17 protein-coding genes are annotated in these 18,513 nt (G+C 37.6%); 8 read left to right on the forward strand and 9 right to left on the reverse strand.

The window, feature by feature from the left end; translation table 11 throughout:
- Window positions 1–329: 329 nt before the first annotated feature.
- Window positions 330–1,226, reverse strand: coding sequence for an OmpA family protein (locus HRT50_RS08115; protein WP_291613228.1), 897 nt, complete (start codon window positions 1,224–1,226; stop codon window positions 330–332).
- 230 nt (window positions 1,227–1,456) lie between these two features.
- Between HRT50_RS08115 and rnt the strand changes: the two genes are divergently transcribed.
- Window positions 1,457–2,173 carry a ribonuclease T gene (rnt, locus tag HRT50_RS08120; RefSeq protein WP_291613230.1) on the forward strand — a complete coding sequence of 239 codons (717 nt, stop codon included), beginning with the start codon at window positions 1,457–1,459 and terminating at the stop codon, window positions 2,171–2,173.
- A 217-nt stretch (window positions 2,174–2,390) separates the two neighbouring features.
- Here the strand turns inward: rnt and HRT50_RS08125 are convergent, their stop codons facing one another.
- Window positions 2,391–2,996, reverse strand: coding sequence for a peroxiredoxin (locus HRT50_RS08125; RefSeq protein ID WP_291613232.1), 606 nt, complete (start codon window positions 2,994–2,996; stop codon window positions 2,391–2,393).
- Between the two features lie 87 nt (window positions 2,997–3,083).
- Window positions 3,084–3,434, reverse strand: coding sequence for a Grx4 family monothiol glutaredoxin (locus HRT50_RS08130; RefSeq protein WP_291613234.1), 351 nt, complete (start codon window positions 3,432–3,434; stop codon window positions 3,084–3,086).
- A 287-nt stretch (window positions 3,435–3,721) separates the two neighbouring features.
- Between HRT50_RS08130 and HRT50_RS08135 the strand changes: the two genes are divergently transcribed.
- On the forward strand, window positions 3,722–4,303 hold the full coding sequence (locus HRT50_RS08135; protein ID WP_291613236.1) for a Fe-Mn family superoxide dismutase: 582 nt from the start codon (window positions 3,722–3,724) through the stop codon (window positions 4,301–4,303).
- A gap of 761 nt (window positions 4,304–5,064) precedes the next feature.
- Here the strand turns inward: HRT50_RS08135 and lolE are convergent.
- From lolE to HRT50_RS08150, 3 genes are read right to left on the reverse strand one after another with little or no spacing between them, the layout of a single operon-like run.
- On the reverse strand, window positions 5,065–6,333 hold the full coding sequence (gene lolE / locus HRT50_RS08140) for a lipoprotein-releasing ABC transporter permease subunit LolE (RefSeq protein ID WP_291613238.1): 1,269 nt from the start codon (window positions 6,331–6,333) through the stop codon (window positions 5,065–5,067).
- A complete protein-coding gene (lolD, locus tag HRT50_RS08145) occupies window positions 6,326–7,090 on the reverse strand; it encodes a lipoprotein-releasing ABC transporter ATP-binding protein LolD (protein WP_291613240.1) in 765 nt (254 codons plus the stop codon). Before lolD ends, lolE begins: the two co-directional genes overlap by 8 nt.
- An 11-nt stretch (window positions 7,091–7,101) precedes the next feature.
- Window positions 7,102–8,418 (reverse strand): lipoprotein-releasing ABC transporter permease subunit, encoded by a 1,317-nt coding sequence (locus tag HRT50_RS08150; protein WP_291613242.1) that lies wholly within the window; start codon window positions 8,416–8,418, stop codon window positions 7,102–7,104.
- 262 nt (window positions 8,419–8,680) lie between these two features.
- Here HRT50_RS08150 and HRT50_RS08155 point away from each other — a divergent pair, with 262 nt between their 5' ends.
- Window positions 8,681–9,283 carry a PilZ domain-containing protein gene (locus HRT50_RS08155; protein ID WP_291613244.1) on the forward strand — a complete coding sequence of 201 codons (603 nt, stop codon included), beginning with the start codon at window positions 8,681–8,683 and terminating at the stop codon, window positions 9,281–9,283.
- Window position 9,284: 1 nt separating this feature from the next.
- Here the strand turns inward: HRT50_RS08155 and HRT50_RS08160 are convergent, their stop codons facing one another.
- Entirely contained in the window at window positions 9,285–10,451 is a 1,167-nt protein-coding gene (locus tag HRT50_RS08160; RefSeq protein WP_291613249.1) for a methyl-accepting chemotaxis protein, read from the reverse strand.
- Window positions 10,452–10,590: 139 nt separating this feature from the next.
- Between HRT50_RS08160 and HRT50_RS08165 the strand changes: the two genes are divergently transcribed.
- Window positions 10,591–10,764, forward strand: coding sequence for a DUF2897 family protein (locus HRT50_RS08165; RefSeq protein WP_291613251.1), 174 nt, complete (start codon window positions 10,591–10,593; stop codon window positions 10,762–10,764).
- Between the two features lie 36 nt (window positions 10,765–10,800).
- On the opposite strand, the gene ppiC is transcribed toward HRT50_RS08165, so the two are convergent.
- Entirely contained in the window at window positions 10,801–11,079 is a 279-nt protein-coding gene (gene ppiC, locus HRT50_RS08170) for a peptidylprolyl isomerase PpiC (protein WP_291613252.1), read from the reverse strand.
- A 295-nt stretch (window positions 11,080–11,374) separates the two neighbouring features.
- Here ppiC and can point away from each other — a divergent pair, with 295 nt between their 5' ends.
- Window positions 11,375–11,974: a carbonate dehydratase gene (can, locus tag HRT50_RS08175; RefSeq protein ID WP_291613254.1), complete on the forward strand. Its 600-nt coding sequence runs from the start codon at window positions 11,375–11,377 to the stop codon at window positions 11,972–11,974.
- Window positions 11,975–12,091: 117 nt separating this feature from the next.
- On the opposite strand, the gene hppD is transcribed toward can, so the two are convergent.
- Window positions 12,092–13,147: a 4-hydroxyphenylpyruvate dioxygenase gene (gene hppD / locus HRT50_RS08180; protein ID WP_291613257.1), complete on the reverse strand. Its 1,056-nt coding sequence runs from the start codon at window positions 13,145–13,147 to the stop codon at window positions 12,092–12,094.
- 516 nt (window positions 13,148–13,663) lie between these two features.
- Here hppD and HRT50_RS08185 point away from each other — a divergent pair.
- From HRT50_RS08185 to HRT50_RS08195, 3 genes are read left to right on the forward strand one after another with little or no spacing between them, the layout of a single operon-like run.
- Entirely contained in the window at window positions 13,664–15,598 is a 1,935-nt protein-coding gene (locus HRT50_RS08185) for a PrkA family serine protein kinase (protein WP_291613259.1), read from the forward strand.
- A 54-nt stretch (window positions 15,599–15,652) separates the two neighbouring features.
- A complete protein-coding gene (locus tag HRT50_RS08190; RefSeq protein ID WP_291613261.1) occupies window positions 15,653–16,930 on the forward strand; it encodes a YeaH/YhbH family protein in 1,278 nt (425 codons plus the stop codon).
- Between the two features lie 19 nt (window positions 16,931–16,949).
- Window positions 16,950–18,488 carry a SpoVR family protein gene (locus HRT50_RS08195; protein WP_291613263.1) on the forward strand — a complete coding sequence of 513 codons (1,539 nt, stop codon included), beginning with the start codon at window positions 16,950–16,952 and terminating at the stop codon, window positions 18,486–18,488.
- Window positions 18,489–18,513 lie beyond the last annotated feature (25 nt).

Raw genomic sequence — 18,513 nt, forward strand, 5'->3', positions numbered from 1 at the left:
TTAACTTGATCATAATTAGCATAAGTATATGCATCTGTTAACTTAGACACCTTAGCATGTTGATGTTGCTCTCCATCATGCGCCCACGTAATCGGTGCTACAGACCCTGTAAAACAGCCGAGTAACAAGCAAAGTTTTGAAAAATGTTTCATGACATTTAACCCTTTAAAATAAAAAGTCGCACTCAAATAGAGCACAGACGAAAACAGGCCTGTAGATTACTGTGAATCTACAGGCCTGTTCAATACTTTACTTGAGATATTTTTTAGTTTCGATAGAGTTATTAGCAAGTATTATTTACAAAACTCTGTCAATAAGCACTTAATTACTTAAGGTTTTTGCATTTGAATAACTACTCGGCGGTTTTTCCCTCTACCTAGAGTAGTGTCATTCGAGGCTATATGACGTTTTTCACCGTAGCCTTTCGCAGCAATTCGACTTACATCGATACCATTTTTAACAAAATAATCTCTGATTTTTGCTGCGCGACGCTCGGATAACTTTAAGTTTGACCAACGGCCACCATAACTATCAGAATAAGCATCAATCAACACCAATTCTAATTCAGGATCTAGGCTCAAATACTGACGAATCATTTCAATACGCCTTTGTGAAGCCTTAGTAAATTTATCACTACTCGATTGATAGTTAAGTACGGTATAGGCAATATCATCAAAACTGTAGTTAAGCAGGTTACCAACACAGCCAACAAAATCTTTATAGGCTTTTTGAAAGCGTGCTGTTGATAAGCCAACCGATATTTTATCTTGCTCGCTATACCAGTCGTTATAGTAAAAGGTAGGACTCATGCCCTGCTCTAGTTCACTTAACATAGTCCAAGCCACTTTTTTGGGTAAGCTTGGGTTAAACTGTTTATGTAATTTCATCGTCGCTAAGGTGCGAGAGCCGACACCAGGTTGCCAGTTAGGCGCAACACTGCGAACTTCCGCTAATGAGTAGTTATCCGGTAACAACATCATATCGAGCTCAAATTCCATATTAAGCTTGCGGCTGGCTTTTGCTGAAAAACGTGCTTCACCATAGCGAGGAATTTGATGTGACAAGGTGCATTGTAGGCGAGAATCATCTGACAGCTGCCATTGTGAAGTATGGATATCGGCGCTATATTGTCGGATACCTGCGCGGGTATCACTGGCAAACAAACTAGCTGTTAAGCTAGCTATGACAAAAAAAGATGAACTCATTGTTGCGATTATTGGTTTCATAATTATGCACAATATTGAAAGCGGTAACGAGCATTACACTTTAGCCCGTATTAGATATATAAAGTTATCGTCCTAAACTGAGATAACTTTAGCATTTTATCGGTGAAATATCGCTTTTCACCCTAAAAATTAGACTTAATGAGTCAGATACAATGTTCACTATCGTTTTTAAATTAACTTTCTGCGATAATCACCGACATTACTTTTCTCTCTTCATTACACAGTGACCAATGTCTGAATCAAGCTCAATAGATAGCCAGAAAAATACTCAAGCCAAAACTGAAAACGTTAAAAGCGCCTTTGCTCAAAGATTTCGTGGCTACTTCCCCGTCGTTATCGATGTTGAAACAGCAGGTTTTAACTCTCAAACGGATGCGTTACTTGAGCTTGCCGCCTCAATGCTACATTTAGATGAAGCCACCGGTGATTTCTCTATCGATGAAACCATACAATTTAATATTGAGCCTTTTGAAGGGGCTAATCTTGAACCCAAAGCATTAGAATTTACTGGCATTGATCCAACGAATCCTTTACGTGGCGCGGTTGATGAAGGTGAAGCGCTTAAAGGACTTTTTAAATTAGTACGAAAAAAAATGAAGGCTGCTGGTTGTCAGCGAGCCATTATTGTTGCCCACAATGCCGCCTTTGATTTAGGTTTTTTAAATGCTGCTACCGAGCGTTGTAAAATTAAACGTAGCCCTTTTCATAGCTTTGTTAGTTTTGATACTACAACTTTAGCCGGCCTTGCCTTAGGTCAAACTGTACTAGCCAAAGCTTGCATGGCGGCCAATATAGACTTTAATAATAATGAAGCACACAGCGCGCTTTATGATACCGAAAAGACTGCTGAGCTATTTTGTCACATTGTTAATAAGTGGCGAGCATTAGGTGGTTGGCCGTTAGCTGAGATAGAAACTGATATTGAAACGGAAGATGAAGCACAGTAGAAAACTGCCGGCTAAATCAATATATCTTTGTCAGATAGTAAAAAAGTGGAGAGTATTAGGTGGTTGGCCGTTAGCCGAGAGTGAATCTGAAGCACAGGAATAGATCCCAAGCTGACTTTATTGAATTTTAGGCATAAAAAAACCGCTTACGCGGTTTTTTGGTTTTTACTTTCTCGTTAACTGATGTTAATAACCAATTTAACGATTAAGCAATAAATTATAACTTATCTGCATTATCAGTAAGGTAAGCAGCTACGCCTTCAGTAGACGCTGTCATACCTTTATCACCTTTCTTCCAACCAGCAGGACAAACTTCGCCATGGTCTTGGTGGAATTGTAGTGCGTCAACCATACGTAACATTTCATCTACATCACGGCCTAGTGGCAAGTCGTTGATTACTTGGTGACGTACGTTACCTTCTTCATCAATTAAGAAAGAACCACGGAAAGCAACGCCAGCTTCAGGATGCTCAACATCGTAAGCTTTACAAATTTCATGTTTAACATCGGCAACTAAAGTGTATTGTACTGGACCAATGCCACCTTCATTTACTGGAGTGTTACGCCATGCGTTATGAGAAAATTGTGAATCAATTGAAACACCAATTACTTCTACGCCACGGCTTTTAAATTCTTCCATGCGGTGATCAAAAGCTAAAAGCTCAGATGGACAAACAAAAGTAAAATCTAAAGGATAGAAAAATACTACTGCTTTTTTACCTTTAATAGCTTCGCTTAATGTAAAGCTATCTACAATCTCGCCGTTACCTAGTACTGCTGCAGCAGTGAAATCTGGTGCTTGACGACCAACTAATACGCTCATTTTATACTCCGTTTTTATTTGTGTTAAAAAGTTTAATTATCTGCCGACAAAAAGTGTCGCAGATAGTTAAATATAAATCAGTTAATATTATGCTTCTGCTGAACTATCATCTGCTGAGGCATTTCTTGCCGCGGCTTCTTTCACTAAGGTTTGTAATTCACCTTGTTGAAACATTTCCATGATAATATCACAACCACCGACTAACTCACCTTCAACCCATAATTGTGGGAAGGTTGGCCAATCAGCATATTTAGGTAATTCAGCACGAATGTCTGGGTTCTGTAAGATATCAACATAAGCAAATTTCTCTTCACAAGAAATCAATGCTTGTGATGCTTGAGATGAAAAGCCACAGTTTGGTAATTTAGGAGACCCTTTCATATATAGCAAGATTGTATTTTCGCTAATTTGTTCTTTAATGCGCTCAATTGTATCCATAACACCCTCTATTAATTAATGCTTATTCTATTAATTTGTCCGCAATATCTATCATATGGAGATAAAAACTAAGTTTTCAACTCTGTTCAATACAAGGTAATAGAATAAGTACTAGCATAAAAATATATTAACTATTGATTTTTAAAATATATAGCCTTGAAACTTGCCCTAACAGCCCCTATATAACTTTATGACCTGAATAAATAATACTTGAGTATTTTACTCAAGTTTATATGAAAACACACCTATTTTTGGTGGAAAATTAGAATTATAACTAGGAGAGTACCATGGCCATTGAATTACCGGCATTACCTTACGAGCAAAATGCTTTAGAGCCACACATTTCAGCAGAAACTTTATCATTTCATTATGGCAAGCACCACAATACATACGTTGTTAAGCTTAATGGCTTAATTGGCGGTACTGAGTTCGAAAATAAAAGCTTAGAAGAGATTGTTAAAAGCTCTTCAGCTGGTATTTTTAATAACGCAGCACAAATCTGGAACCATACTTTTTACTGGAACAGCTTAAGTCCAAACGGTGGCGGTGAGCCATCAGGTGATTTACTAGCAGCTATTAACAGTAACTTCGGTTCATTTGATGAATTCAAAGCTAAGTTCACTGATAGCGCTATTAACAACTTTGGCTCTAGCTGGACTTGGTTAGTTAAAAACGCTGACGGCAGCTTAGCGATTGTAAATACTTCTAATGCAGCAACACCATTAACAGATGAAGGTGTTACGCCACTTATTACTGTAGATTTATGGGAACATGCTTACTACATTGATTACCGCAATGTAAGACCAAATTACCTTAACGGTTTTTGGGCATTAGCTAACTGGGATTTTGCTCAAGCTAACTTTAGCTAGTAAAGAGTAAATCCGCATATGCCTAGCAAAGTTTCCTTTGCTAGGCACTTTCAACACAGAACAATAGCTACCAACTTCATTTTAAATCCAAAGACTCCAATAAATCCCCGATATTGAATTTTGCCCGCATTTAATTTACCTATATAGCAACTATCAACAATTAGTACCATCAACACCAATCAACCGCCCATTAGCACATCTAATTTTAAACCCTGGTTTTGCCCTAACAGGCATAAAACTCTGCAGAACAACATTAGATTTTTTAAGTTAATACTAAAGTTACAAATAATTTATTGATTAAATCTTCATTAATAAAGCAGTGTAAATTAAAGAGACTTATTAAGAGTTGCATAAACAATCACAACAAAAGCCTGTTAACTGGTGTGTTTTAAATATTTGTGAATAGTTATTCACTGAATAACTTTAACAATCAAGCCAATAGCTTCGCATTAGTTTTTCTAATGCTAGACTGTATTTTTTTTAGTTTGTCGAAAGGCGGTATCGCTATTATGATAGCTTTGTTTTCTGAGTTAGCGCAATGATAGTTCCTCTTTCTCCCAAAGAGATATCATTAACCGGATTACTTGAAATGATAGATACTATCTTTTCTCTCTGACATGTTTCTTGGAATTTAACTTCCTTATATCAACTTGATATTAGAGTTGGCCCGCACTTAGTTTGCGGGCTTTTTTTTGTCTTTTTTTCAGCTAGAAATAAGCTATTTGAGGCACTTGTATTAGCGATGATTATACGGATTGGTATTATTGTTGCCCTAACACTTGTGCAGGCTCAATTTTTGTTGCTCGCCATGCGGGATATAAAGTCGCCAACAGACTCATAATGAGTGCCGTGATAACGGTGGCATAAACATCACTAAGGTGTAAAACACTTGGCAGGTAGTTAATAAAATAGACATCGCCTGATAAGAAAGTAACCCCCAGAAACTGCTCTATGCTGCTAATAATATCACTAAGGTTTAACGCCAAATAAACGCCACAAAGTGCACCTAACAGACTACCAACTACGCCATTAACCAAACCTTGAGCAATAAAAGCCAACATTATTGTTTGTGAACTTGCACCCATGGTTTTTAAAATCGCAATATCGCCCTGCCTCTCATTAACCGCCATAATCAAGGTTGAGACAATATTAAAGCTAGCTACAGCGATCACCAGTACTAAGACAATAAACATCACCATGCGCACCAACTGAATATCATTAAATAAATGCCCTTGGGTACGGGTCCAATTATTGATATAAACATAATGGTCAAAATTATAGACTACTTGTCTCGCTATTTTTGGTGCAGAAAACACATCGGTAACTTTCAAACGTATGCTTTGTGTTTCATTACTTTTATAGCCCATAACCTCACTGGCTAGGGTCAGTGGGACATAAGCTAATGTTTCGTCTATTGTGCCGCCAAATTTAAAAATACCAACCACTTCGACATGACGAGTGATAGGGGCAGAAAACACTTGTTTAACATCATTACCCCCTCCTGGTGGAGGTAACAACAACTGTATTTTATCACCCAGCTCTACTGATAGTTTTTTTGCTACGCCACTACCTATAATAATAGTATTACTATTTTGCTTAGCGGCGCTCAGCCCCTGCCACTTACCAGCAATAATATAATCATCAATACTCGACACCTGCATTTCAAGTTGGGCATCAACACCACGTACTTCCACGGCTTTGAGCTGCAAACCATGTTGTAACATGCCGGTCATTTTGATGACTGGCGCAGCAGCTAATACGGCTTGTTCGTTTTGTACTTTATTTATGCTTTGTCGCCAATTTTTTATCGGCTCATTGACACTAACCAATTCAACGTGAGGAACTATCGAAAGCAGCTTTTGTGATAACTCTCGTTCAAAGCCATTCATAGCACTAAGCACAACAATAAGTACAGTTACCCCTAAAGCAATACCAATGGTAGAAGAAGCAGAGATAAAAGCTGAAAAACCATTGCCGTGTCGACTGCGCACATAACGCCAACCTAAAAAGATACTTAACGGTTTAAACATGTTTTTCGCTTACTTGTGGGATATCTTGACTTAATTCACTGTTAGCATTATCTGTAATTAGTGCCTCATTGTTCTCATCTAACCAAGGTGATATTTGACCCTGCACTAATTTCACTTGCCTATCCATGCGACTCGCCAAGACTAAATCATGGGTCACAATAACAAAACTTGTCTGAGCAGTCTTATTCAAACTACGGATAAGTTGATAAATTTGCTCTGCGGTATCGCTATCTAAATTACCCGTTGGCTCATCTGCTAACACTAAGGACGGCTTGGTAACTAATGCTCGAGCAATCGCCACACGTTGACGTTCGCCGCCAGATAATTGTGAAGGTCGGTAATCAATTCTGTGGCTTAAGCCAACCTGTTCAAGCATGTTCTTAGCGGCTAACAATGCCTGTTTGGGTTTTTCACCTCGGATCATCAATGGCATAGCAACATTTTCTTGCGCAGTAAATTCCATCATCAAATGGTGAAATTGATAAATAAAGCCAATATGCTGATTTCTGAATTTGGCTCTTTCTTTATCAGATAATTGATGAATATCAATACCATTGATAAGCACCTTGCCTGAGCTTGGTGTATCTAAAGCGCCAGCAAGGTGTAAGAAGGTACTTTTTCCGCAACCAGAGCTACCAACAACAGCAATAAGCTCTCCTTTCTCAACACTGAGATCTAAGTTTTTTAATACCTTAGTTTCAATATCACCTTGCTTATATGATTTAGTTAACTGACAACACTGTAATACTTTACTCATTAATATAGACCTTATTCATTGCGTAGCACCTGTGCTGGCTGGGTAGTCGAAGCTTGATATGCCGGATAAAGCGTGGCAAGAAAACTCATGATGAGTGCTGAGAAAATAATAGTTAACACATCAAGCCACTCAAGCTTTACCGGTAAATCTTGCATGCCAAAGCCAAATAAATTAACACCGACCACCTGCATTATATCGTTCAGATTAAGGGCTAGAATCAGTCCAAGCAGGCCGCCAAGGGTAACGCCCCACAAACCATTCACCATACCCTGAGTAATAAAAATTTTAATGACATCAATACGTGCTAAACCTAATGTTTGCAATATGCCTATTTCAGCTTGTTTTTCAACAACAACCATCACCAGTGCCGAAACAATATTAAAAGCGGCAACGGCAATAATTAAACTAAGCATGAGCCACATCATATTTTTTTCCATTTTTACCGCTGAAAATAATGCCCCTTGGCTTTCATCCCAAGTGCTAAAACTAACAGAATGTAGTGGATTTTTTTGCTGGGTATTTTGTTGTGAGTCTTTTTGCTTTTTCTCAAGTGTTGTTACTACGCGCTTGGCATTAAAAGCATCATCCAAATAAAGGCGTAACTTATCAATACCATCACCCTTTCGCCTTAGCAATTTCGCGCCATAGCGGCTGTCCACATAAACCATGGCATCATCAACTTGTGAGCCAATATGAAAAATACCAGCGACGTTAAACACACGTTGCACGGGAATACGCCCCATAGGGGTAAAGACACTTTTATTCGGTAGTACCAGCCGAACTTCATCACCTAAGGAAACTTGTAATTTATTGGCTAGCGCCTGCCCTATTACCACTGAGTAACTTTGTTTTATCAGGTTTTCCAGACTGCCCGCAACCATATGGCTGTTGATAATATTTGATTGTTCAAACTTAGGCATTATCCCTTGTACAAGCACACCTTGCAGTCCATTGGGTGACTGAATTAACGCTTCACTTTCGAGAAAAGGCGTCACTTGCAGCACATGAGGTTGGCTAAGTAACTCTTCTCGTAAAGCGAGCCAGCTAGGTTCATGTGGGGTACGAGTCTCTTTAATAGGCTCTTTGTTAGATTCTTGACTAGGTTCTTGGCTAGGGAAGTCACTGACAATTACGTGGGGAACTATACCTAATATTCGTTTTTTTAATTCGCCTTCAAAACCATTCATCACGGAGACCACGGTTATAAGAGCCGCTACTCCTAATAAAATACCGACAGTAGAAAAAAAAGTAATAAAAGAAACAAAGCCAGTAGGGCTTTTACTACGACTATAGCGCAGTCCGATGAAGATACTAATAGGTTGAAACATTGAGGTATTATTATATCTGGTACTGATTTAGAATGTTCTGTAGCATAACACAATCACTAAACTTGTCTGAAAAAAATAGCCCCAGACAATTGAAGTTACAATTTTTTGTTATAGACCCGTTAGCATTCAAAGTGCAGGATTTCAGTGGCAAGGAGAATAATTTATGCATACTCATTCTATGCTTTGATTATTTGACACTGTATATATTCAGCTAATGCATTACTTTATAAGCTTTTAGCCTTATAAATGGAAACTACACAACATGACTGCTCTTTCCCTTGAACAAAAATTAGCCCAATATCATGAGTTTTTTGCCATTGAACATGACTTCTCGGTAAACATTACCCCCATAGATAAACATCAAGCCAGTAGCTTTGAAGGATTTATGGCAAAAATGCCGATGCCTTTTAAGCTGGCAACTGAAATGAACTCAATAGACCAATCGGCTTTACGTTCATTGCAAAGCTTAGGTAGTAGCGCTAGCCAACTAGTTAGCTTCCTTAACCAACAATCACAAAAAATTGATTTACTGGTTGGCTATATTCTGAGTCAGCAAGATGAAATACAGCATAGGCATCAAGGGGTAAAATTTGGTGGTGGCGGCATAAAAGTTATCGCAGCAATGGCATTTGATGTCGGCCAATTACTTGAGCTTAAAATATTTTTAATTGAAAATAATTGTGCTATTTATTGCTACGGTGAGGTAATCGCGGTCGAGTCAGCTAACGAACTGTTTGCTTACAAGGTAACTTTTCATTTTATCCGCGAAGAAGATAGAGAAATATTGGTGCGTACCAGCTTACATGAGCAATCGAAGCAATTACAAAAGCTGGCAAAATTACGTAAACAAGAAAGTGAGCGGTAAATTAAACACAAATTCTATTAATGGTCTGCTCTACTTCTTTTGACGTTTGTTGCTGTTGCTCTGCATGCGCAGCAACAGAATTTAGACCACTGTTAATGTCATGACTTAAGGACACCACAGCTAACATAGTGTCATTAATAGATGACGTAGCACTTTGTTGCGCCAAGGTAGTGCTGGCAATTTGTGATGTTAAGTTATCGACATCTTGAAAAGCATAACCAATCTGCTCTAATGCACTAACAACCTCAGCGGAATAATTTAAAGAGTCTTGCGTTAACTTATGCCCTTTACTCATACTGTTGACGGCATTTGTTGTTTTAGCTTGTAACCCTTCAACCATAGCTTGTATTTCTACCGTTGATTCTTGAGTCCGATGTGCCAATGCACGAACTTCATCGGCAACAACGGCAAAACCTCGGCCTTGGTCTCCAGCACGAGCCGCTTCAATTGCGGCATTTAAGGCAAGTAAGTTTGTTTGCTCGGCAATACCTCTAATAACATCTAAGACCGAGCCTATGCGCGCACTTTCCTCTTGCAACAAAGCAAGCTCCTTGGCCATATCCCCCACTTCGCTAGCAACAGCTTCAATAGTTTCTTGACTGGTATTAGAAGAGTTAACACCTTTTGCCAATATTTCCATAACTGAACTGGTGGTCTCACTTACTTGTTCAGCACTGTTTGATAAACTCGTCGAGGTATTGGCAACGTCCTCAATAGACTCTGCCATTTGCGAAATTTGTTCGGTTGAGTTTTCCACCAGCGCTACAGAGTCAGACATTTGCAAAGACAATGAAGTAGAGCCTTGCCTTAACACTTCTGACTCTTGTCTAATAACGTTAACAACATCAGCCAAGTCGACAATAAAATGACTGAGGTCATTGGTTACTTGGGCAAGTTCGTCATTAGCCGGATCTTTTAATGGCTCTGATGGCGCTTCTTCAATACTGACAACCATATCAAGATAAGCTTTTAGTCTAACTAAACGCTTGGTTAGCATTTGATTGAAAAAGAAGTAGCTAACCAGACTTTGCAAGATAACTAAAGCTGTGAAAATTACCGCTAGGGTAAATTTACTAACTGTATCGCTAATAAAAAACAGGCCGAAAATAAAAGCTAAGCCAATCGCTAAATTGGGTAGCAGGAGCTTTGTCGATAACTTACTTAGCATACTATTTTCTCTTATATTTTTTATTGCAATGTACACTCGGAGTTTTATACCAAGTATTTTATATAATAGAATAAATTACCTGTATAGCATTATTTTTGCTAGTATTTTCATCAAAGTTATCAAAAAGGATTATGTATAGATGTCATTAACAGAAATTATTATTACAGCGCTTGCTCTGGGTATTATCGTTGGCGGTATTTATGTATTAAAAAAATCGGCCAGAAAGTTTAATTTAACGGCAGAGCAACTTAAAAAGATAAAGCAGCGCAATGAAATTCTTGATAAAGAAGAGCAGGAAGAAAAAACAAAATAGCGACATAATCACATAACAACAGGGGTAAATATGCTGTTAATTACGATATAAGGTTTTAATTAAATGATAGCCAAACTTTGTTTTTATTGGTCCATGTACTTTTAATACCGGCCTTTTAAAAACAACATCATCAAAAGCTTTCACCATTTGTCCACGGCGAAACTCGCCCAAATCACCACCTTTTTTCTTTGATGGACAAAGAGAGTGCTTTTTTGCCAGCGCAGCAAAGTTAGCGCCGTTATCAAGTTGTGCTTTTATTTCTAAAGCTTGTTTTTCAGTTTTTACTAAAATATGTAATGCACATGCACTAGCCATAGTAGTTTACCTATAGGGTATAAATTATCGTTATTATACTGGAGATACTCATAGCATTTACACTTATTAATTAATTAAGGGTCTTCAAGTAGCCGAAAAAAACAAACGTTGTGTAAGCAGCAATGCTAATAGCTCACTATGGGTCAAACCATGTTTTGTATTTAAAAACGCATCTTCATTTTGCATTGACGACTAATCCCCCAAAATGCTACAACATTACAAATAATTACTTTCACTTACCTTTTTCATGACATAAAATGTCATGATATTTAACTACTCGGCGTGACTTAGACTTATGACAACGATACAACACCTGTTTGATAATAATAAACAATGGGCAGAAAAAATTACCAAAGAAGATCCTGAGTTTTTTAAAGGCTTATCTGAACAGCAATCGCCAAAGTATTTATGGATAGGTTGCTCCGACTCTCGCGTACCTGCTAACGAACTACTTGGCATGCAACCTGGTGAAGTCTTTGTTCACCGTAATATCGCCAATCAAGTTATTCATACCGACTTAAACTGTTTATCTGTTATTCAATATGCCGTTGATGTATTAAAAGTACAGCACATTATCGTCTGTGGCCATTATGGTTGTGGTGGTGTCAGTGCAGCCCTTGATAATAAAAGCCATGGTCTTATTGATAACTGGTTACGCCATATAGAAGATGTTTACCGTTTCCATAAAGAAGAGATGGATAAGATAACGGATGAAAAAGAACGCATTAATTTATTATGTGAGCTCAATGTTATTGAGCAAGTAGCCAATATATGTAAAACCACCACTTTATTAAATGCTTGGCAGAATAAGCAAGATATTACCGTCCATGGTGTAGTTTACAAGTTACACGATGGTATTTTGAAAGACCTTAACGTGTCAGCTAACGGAACATAAACCATAATACCTGTCTGTTTAGTTAACTAAACAGACAAACAATAAAAAACCAGCAAGCTTTTTAGCTGGCTGGTTTTTTTTATCAAAAATATACGAACGTTATTAGTTGAATTCAGCTTATAAAACGCCACGTTCCATTTGGTTTAATTCAATCGATTTAAACAAGGTTGAGAAGTTACCTTCGCCAAAACCTTGATCATCCACTCGTTGAATCATTTCAATAAAAATGGGACCAAATAAGTTTTTAGTAAAAATTTGCAATAAGTAAGTATTTTCACCTTGGCTATCAACCAAAATTTGATGCTCTTTAATCTTAGCTTTATCTTCTTTTACCCAAGGTACGCGGTCAAATATTTCATCATAATACTCTGGCACAATATTGAGCGTATCAATAATTGAACTATCAAGTTTGTCTAATGAGCCCACTAAGTCATCGGTAATAAAGGCTAAATGCTGTACGCCAGGGCCATTATATTCTTTTAAATACTCATCAATTTGATTGTTGGTGCTGCCTTTACCTTCATTAATCGGGATGCAGAACTTACCACAAGGTGATTGCAGTGCATAAGAGATCAATGCTGTTTTAACACCTTTGATGTCAAAATAACGTACTTCAGTAAAGCCAAAAACGTCTTTATAAAAATCAGCCCATTTATGCATGGTGCCTTGACGAACATTGTTAGTCATATGATCAACGGCTAAAAAACCTTTATCTTCAAGGATAACGGGCTCAGCGATATCTTCAAAGTCAGTGTCATAGATTAAACCTTTATTCTTACCTGTGGTCGCGAAGTTCTCGATGAAATAAATCAGGCTATCACCAATACCAAAGATCGCAGGGTAAGGAAGTTTGTTTGCTTCATTTTCCGCAGATTTTGCACCACGTCTTACGGCTTCAGCAAAGGCGAAGTCGGCATCTTCAACGCGCCAGCCCATAGAACAAATCGCAGGTCCGTGACTTTTAGCGAATTCTTTTGAGAAGCCGGCTTTTTCTTTATTCAATAAAAAGTGGATATCGTTTTGGTTAAAGTATTCAATATCACGCCCTTTCATTTTTTTGGTTTTAGAAAAACCAAAGCCATAAAAAGCTTTTTCCATAAAATCAGAATCTGGTGTGGCGTATTCAGTAAATTCGATACCACAAAGTTTTAATGGGTTCTTACTCTTAGTCATTGTTATTTCTCTTCCAATCATTCTCTTGAATTAATTCTATTATCAAGGGCAAATGAGCTAAGCGAAAGAGCTGCTTGTACGAGGCAAAAAAGGTGGATGTAACAAAAGTTGTACGAGTATTTTACTAAAAACATTGTTTGCTGCTAACAAGGCTATGCTAGTGCTAGCGGCAGAGTGTATATAATTATTTACACATGGTAGGTGTACTAATAAAATAGGCATAACTAGAGTGTTTTTTATCGAATACCAACAATTAGCAAACTGTCATATTTTGGCTCAAGCAACAAAAATTTAAATTTATAACTAGGTACGAAAGAATAGCTGGTTGATCTCTCATGGCTTTTTCAGAAAAATTACAATTTAATTGTATAAATTTCTTAGCAAAATCAGCCAGAACAACTAACCTTAAATTATAGCAAGTGCTTTTTACTTTACCCTTACCTTTACAAGATGTTAAGTACTGACATTTGCTAATTTATCTTAAATGGATAGTTTTTCGCTATTTTGGAGGTCATTATGAGTATTTTTCAACATTATCAAACGCGTTATGAACAAGCCCAACAAGAAGAGTTTAGCTTGCAAGAATTTTTAACTATCTGTAAAGAAGATAATCTTGCTTATGCTAGTGCATCTGAGCGCTTACTTACTGCCATTGGTGACCCTGACATGGTAGATACTGCAACAGACCCCAGACTTAGCAGGATATTTTCCAATAGGGTTATTAAACGCTACCCTGCTTTTATTGACTTTTACGGCATGGAAGAAGCCATTGAACAAATAGTGTCTTATCTAAAACATGCTTCGCAAGGGTTAGAAGAGCATAAACAAATTTTATATTTATTAGGTCCTGTTGGTGGCGGTAAATCATCATTAGCTGAAAAGTTAAAATCACTAATGCAACAAGAGCCAATCTATATTTTAAGTGCCAATGGCGTACGCAGTCCGGTAAATGATCACCCCTTTTGCTTATTTGATGCTAATTCAGACGGTAAAATATTAAAAGATGAATATAATATTCCTGAGCGTTACTTAAATAACATCATCTCGCCTTGGGCGGCAAAACGCTTACACGAATATAAAGGGGATATTGCCCAGTTTAAAGTGGTAAAAATTTACCCTTCAATTTTGGATCAAATTGCCATCGCTAAAACAGAGCCTGGTGATGATAATAATCAAGATATCTCAGCACTGGTTGGTAAAGTGGATATTAGACAGCTTGAGCATTTTGCGCAAAACGATGCTGATGCTTATAGCTACTCTGGCGCATTGTGTCGTGCCAATCAAGGGTTGATGGAATTTGTTGAAATGTTTAAAGCACCTATTAAAGTGCTGCATCCCTTACTCACGGCAACCCAAGAAGGTAATTATAATCCAACAGAAGGCCTTTCAGCTTTACCTTTTAATGGTATTTTACTTGCCCATTCAAATGAATCTGAATGGCAAACCTTTAGAAATAATAAAAACAACGAAGCATTTTTAGACCGAGTATATATTGTTAAGGTACCTTATTGCATGCGTGTTTCTGAAGAAGTTAATATCTATAAAAAACTACTCGAGCACAGTGAATTAAAAACTGCGCAATGTGCCCCTGACACTTTAGATATTCTGGCGCAATTCTCTGTTTTATCTCGTTTAAAAGATCCGGTCAACTCAAGTATTTATTCGAAAATGCGGGTTTATGATGGCGAAACACTTAAGGATACCGATCCAAAAGCAAAATCCTACCAAGAGTATCGTGACTATGCAGGTATTGATGAGGGTATGTCAGGACTTTCTACTCGATTTGCGTTTAAGATTTTATCTAGAGTATTTAACTTCGATAGTGTTGAAGTTGCAGCAAACCCTGTGCACTTATTCTATGTGTTAGAGCAACAAGTTGAACGAGAGCAGCTGCCTAAAGAAATTTCTGAACGCTATATGGAATTTATCAAAGGCTACCTGACCCCACAATATATAGAGTTTATTGGTAAAGAAATTCAAACTGCTTACTTGGAGTCTTACTCAGAGTATGGGCAAAATATTTTTGACCGATATGTCACCTATGCAGATTTTTGGATTCAAGATCAAGAGTATAGAGATGCAGAAACGGGTCAGCTATTTGATCGACAATCACTCAATGATGAATTAGAAAAAATCGAAAAACCTGCTGGTATTAGCAACCCTAAAGATTTCCGTAATGAAATAGTTAATTTTGTCCTCCGAGCAAAAGCCAATAATAATGGTAAAAATCCCGCTTGGACTAGCTATGAGAAACTACGAACAGTTATCGAGAAAAAAATGTTTTCCAATACGGAAGATTTATTACCGGTAATTTCTTTTAATGCAAAAACATCAACAGATGACCAACAAAAACATGATGACTTTGTCAAACGTATGATGACCAAAGGCTATACCCAAAAGCAAGTACGCTTATTATCTGAGTGGTACTTACGGGTAAGAAAGTCTTCTTAAGTGGTATCTCTTGCGCAATAGGGATAAACAAAGCAAAAGAGATAAGGAGAATGTATGGCCAATTTTATTGATAGACGCCTTAATAGTAAAAATAAAAGTACCGTGAATCGTCAGCGCTTTTTAAGACGTTATAAAAATCAAATTAAAAAATCTGTCTCGGATGCAATAAACCAACGAGGTGTGACAGATATAGATTCGGGTGAAAACATAATTATCCCCAAGCAGGATTTATCTGAGCCGATATTTCATCAAGGTGGTGGCGGTATAAAAGATAGAGTACATCCCGGCAATGATCAGTTTTCTCCTGGTGATAAAATCCCTCGTCCGCCAAAGCAGCAAGGACAAGGTGCGGGTCAAGGGGATGCGAGTGATAGCGGGGAAGGTGATGATGACTTTACCTTCTCAATTTCAAAGGAAGAATATCTAAACCTTCTTTTTGAAGACTTAGAGCTGCCCAACCTTGAAAAAAACCAACTTGATAAGATGATTGAATATAAAACAGTCCGCAGCGGCTTTTGCGCTGAAGGTGTCGCGTCAAATATAGATATAGTCAAATCACTACAAGGCTCCATTGCCCGCCGCATTGCAATGAGTGCGTCAAAGCGTAAAAAATTGAAGCAGCTTGAACAAGAGCTCTTGGTACTCAGTCATGATAAACATGATCATATTCAACAAGAACGAGCATTACGCCTTGAGATTGAAACGCTAAAAAGCAAGATAGCCAAAGTGCCATTTATTGATACTTTCGACCTACGCTTTCGTAATTATGCTAAGCAAGCAGTACCGACGTCAAAAGCAGTGATGTTTTGCTTAATGGATGTTTCTGGCTCAATGGATCAAGCAACTAAAGAAATGGCAAAACGTTTTTATATTTTGCTTTATCTATTTCTTAGCCGTACTTACAAAAACATTGATGTTATCTATATAAGGCATCACACCCAGGCGAAAGAAGTCGATGAACATGAGTTTTTTTATTCTCAAGAAACAGGCGGAACCATTGCTTCAAGTGCCTTAGAGCTAATGAACGATATTATCTGCGAACGTTATAATGATAATCAATGGAATATATATGGTGCTCAAGCGTCTGATGGTGATAACTGGGCAGATGATTCTCCCCGCTGCCAAACAATTTTAGAGCAGCAAATATTACCTAAAAGTCGTTATTTTAGTTATATAGAAATAACCCAAAGAGCGCATCAAACCCTATGGAAGCACTATCAAAAAGTGGAAGAGTCCCATAGTAACTTTGCCATGCAACATATCAAATCAGTCGCTGATATTTACCCGGTATTTAGGGAACTTTTCAAAAAGAATACTCAAAGTGTTGCATAACTTAATAAAGGGGTGATAGATGACAAAAACTAATGATGATACAGCTCAAAAAACGCAAGTAACTCCTTTAGACGACAGTCCTGATTGGACTTTTGATTTGCTTGGTCAATATCAGCAAGAGATTGCTCGTGTAGCTGATTTTTACCGCCTTGATACTTATACCAATCAAATAGAAGTGATCACTGCTGAACAAATGATGGATGCATATGCCAGCGTAGGTATGCCCATTGGCTATAGTCATTGGACCTTTGGCAAAAAATTCATTCAAACAGAGCAAAACTATCAACGAGGCCAGATGGGCTTAGCCTATGAAATTGTCATAAATTCAAGCCCTTGTATTTCTTACTTAATGGAAGAAAACACCATGACAATGCAAGCGCTGGTTATGGCGCATGCCTGTTATGGTCATAACTCATTCTTTAAAGGCAATTATTTATTTAAGTCGTGGACAGATGCCAGTTCAATTATCGACTACTTACTTTTTGCCAAAAACTATATTGCGCAATGCGAGTTAAAGTACGGTATCAGTGATGTAGAGGCTACTTTAGATGCTTGTCATGCCTTAATGAGTCATGGTGTTGACCGTTATAAAAGACCACAAAAAATATCATTAGATGAAGAGCTTAAAAGGCAATCTGAACGTGCTGAATATTTACAATCACAGGTAAACGCTTTATGGCGCACTGTCCCTAAAAAAGCAGAAAAAAAGCATGAGAAAAAAAATATATTCCCTAAAGAGCCTCAAGAGAACCTGTTATATTTTATTGAAAAAAATGCCCCTTTACTCAAACCTTGGCAAAGAGAAATAGTCAGAATTGTCAGAAAAATATCGCAATATTTCTACCCACAGAAACAAACTCAAGTGATGAATGAAGGTTGGGCATGCTTTTGGCACTACACTATCTTAAACCACTTATATGATGAGGGCTTAGTCACAGATAAATTTATGCTAGAGTTTTTACATAGTCATACCAATGTCGTTGCCCAACCTGAATATAACAGTAAGTATTATTCAGGTATAAACCCTTATGCTTTAGGTTTTAATATGTTCATTGATCTTAGACGTATCTGTGAACACCCGACAGAAGAGGATAAAGAATATTTTCCTGAAATTGCGGGCAGTAACTGGCTAGATACGCTGCACTTCGCCATGGAGAACTTTAAAGATGAAAGTTTTATCAGCCAGTATTTATCGCCAAAACTAATGCGTGACTTTAAATTATTCCATATACATGATGATAGTGACAACAACTATGTTGAAATTGGTGCTATTCATAACGAGCAAGGCTATAAAAAAGTTCGACACAATTTAGCAAATCAATATAACCTCAGTAATATTGAAGTAAATATTCAGATCATTGATGCAAATATTGATGGTGATAGAGCACTTACACTGAGATACACGCCTCACAATGGCGTAGAGCTTGGCGAGTCAAAAAATGAGGTGTTAAAACACCTACATTATTTATGGCACTTTGACGTTAAGATTGTGCAAGAAATGAAATCGGGAGAGGATAAAATAATTGCCAGCTGTCCACAAAAAAATAAAGACGACTAGCGTCGTCTTTATTTATGTTGATGAG

This window comes from Colwellia sp., assembly GCF_013215345.1.
In the GTDB taxonomy this organism is placed as follows: Bacteria; Pseudomonadota; Gammaproteobacteria; order Enterobacterales; family Alteromonadaceae; genus Colwellia.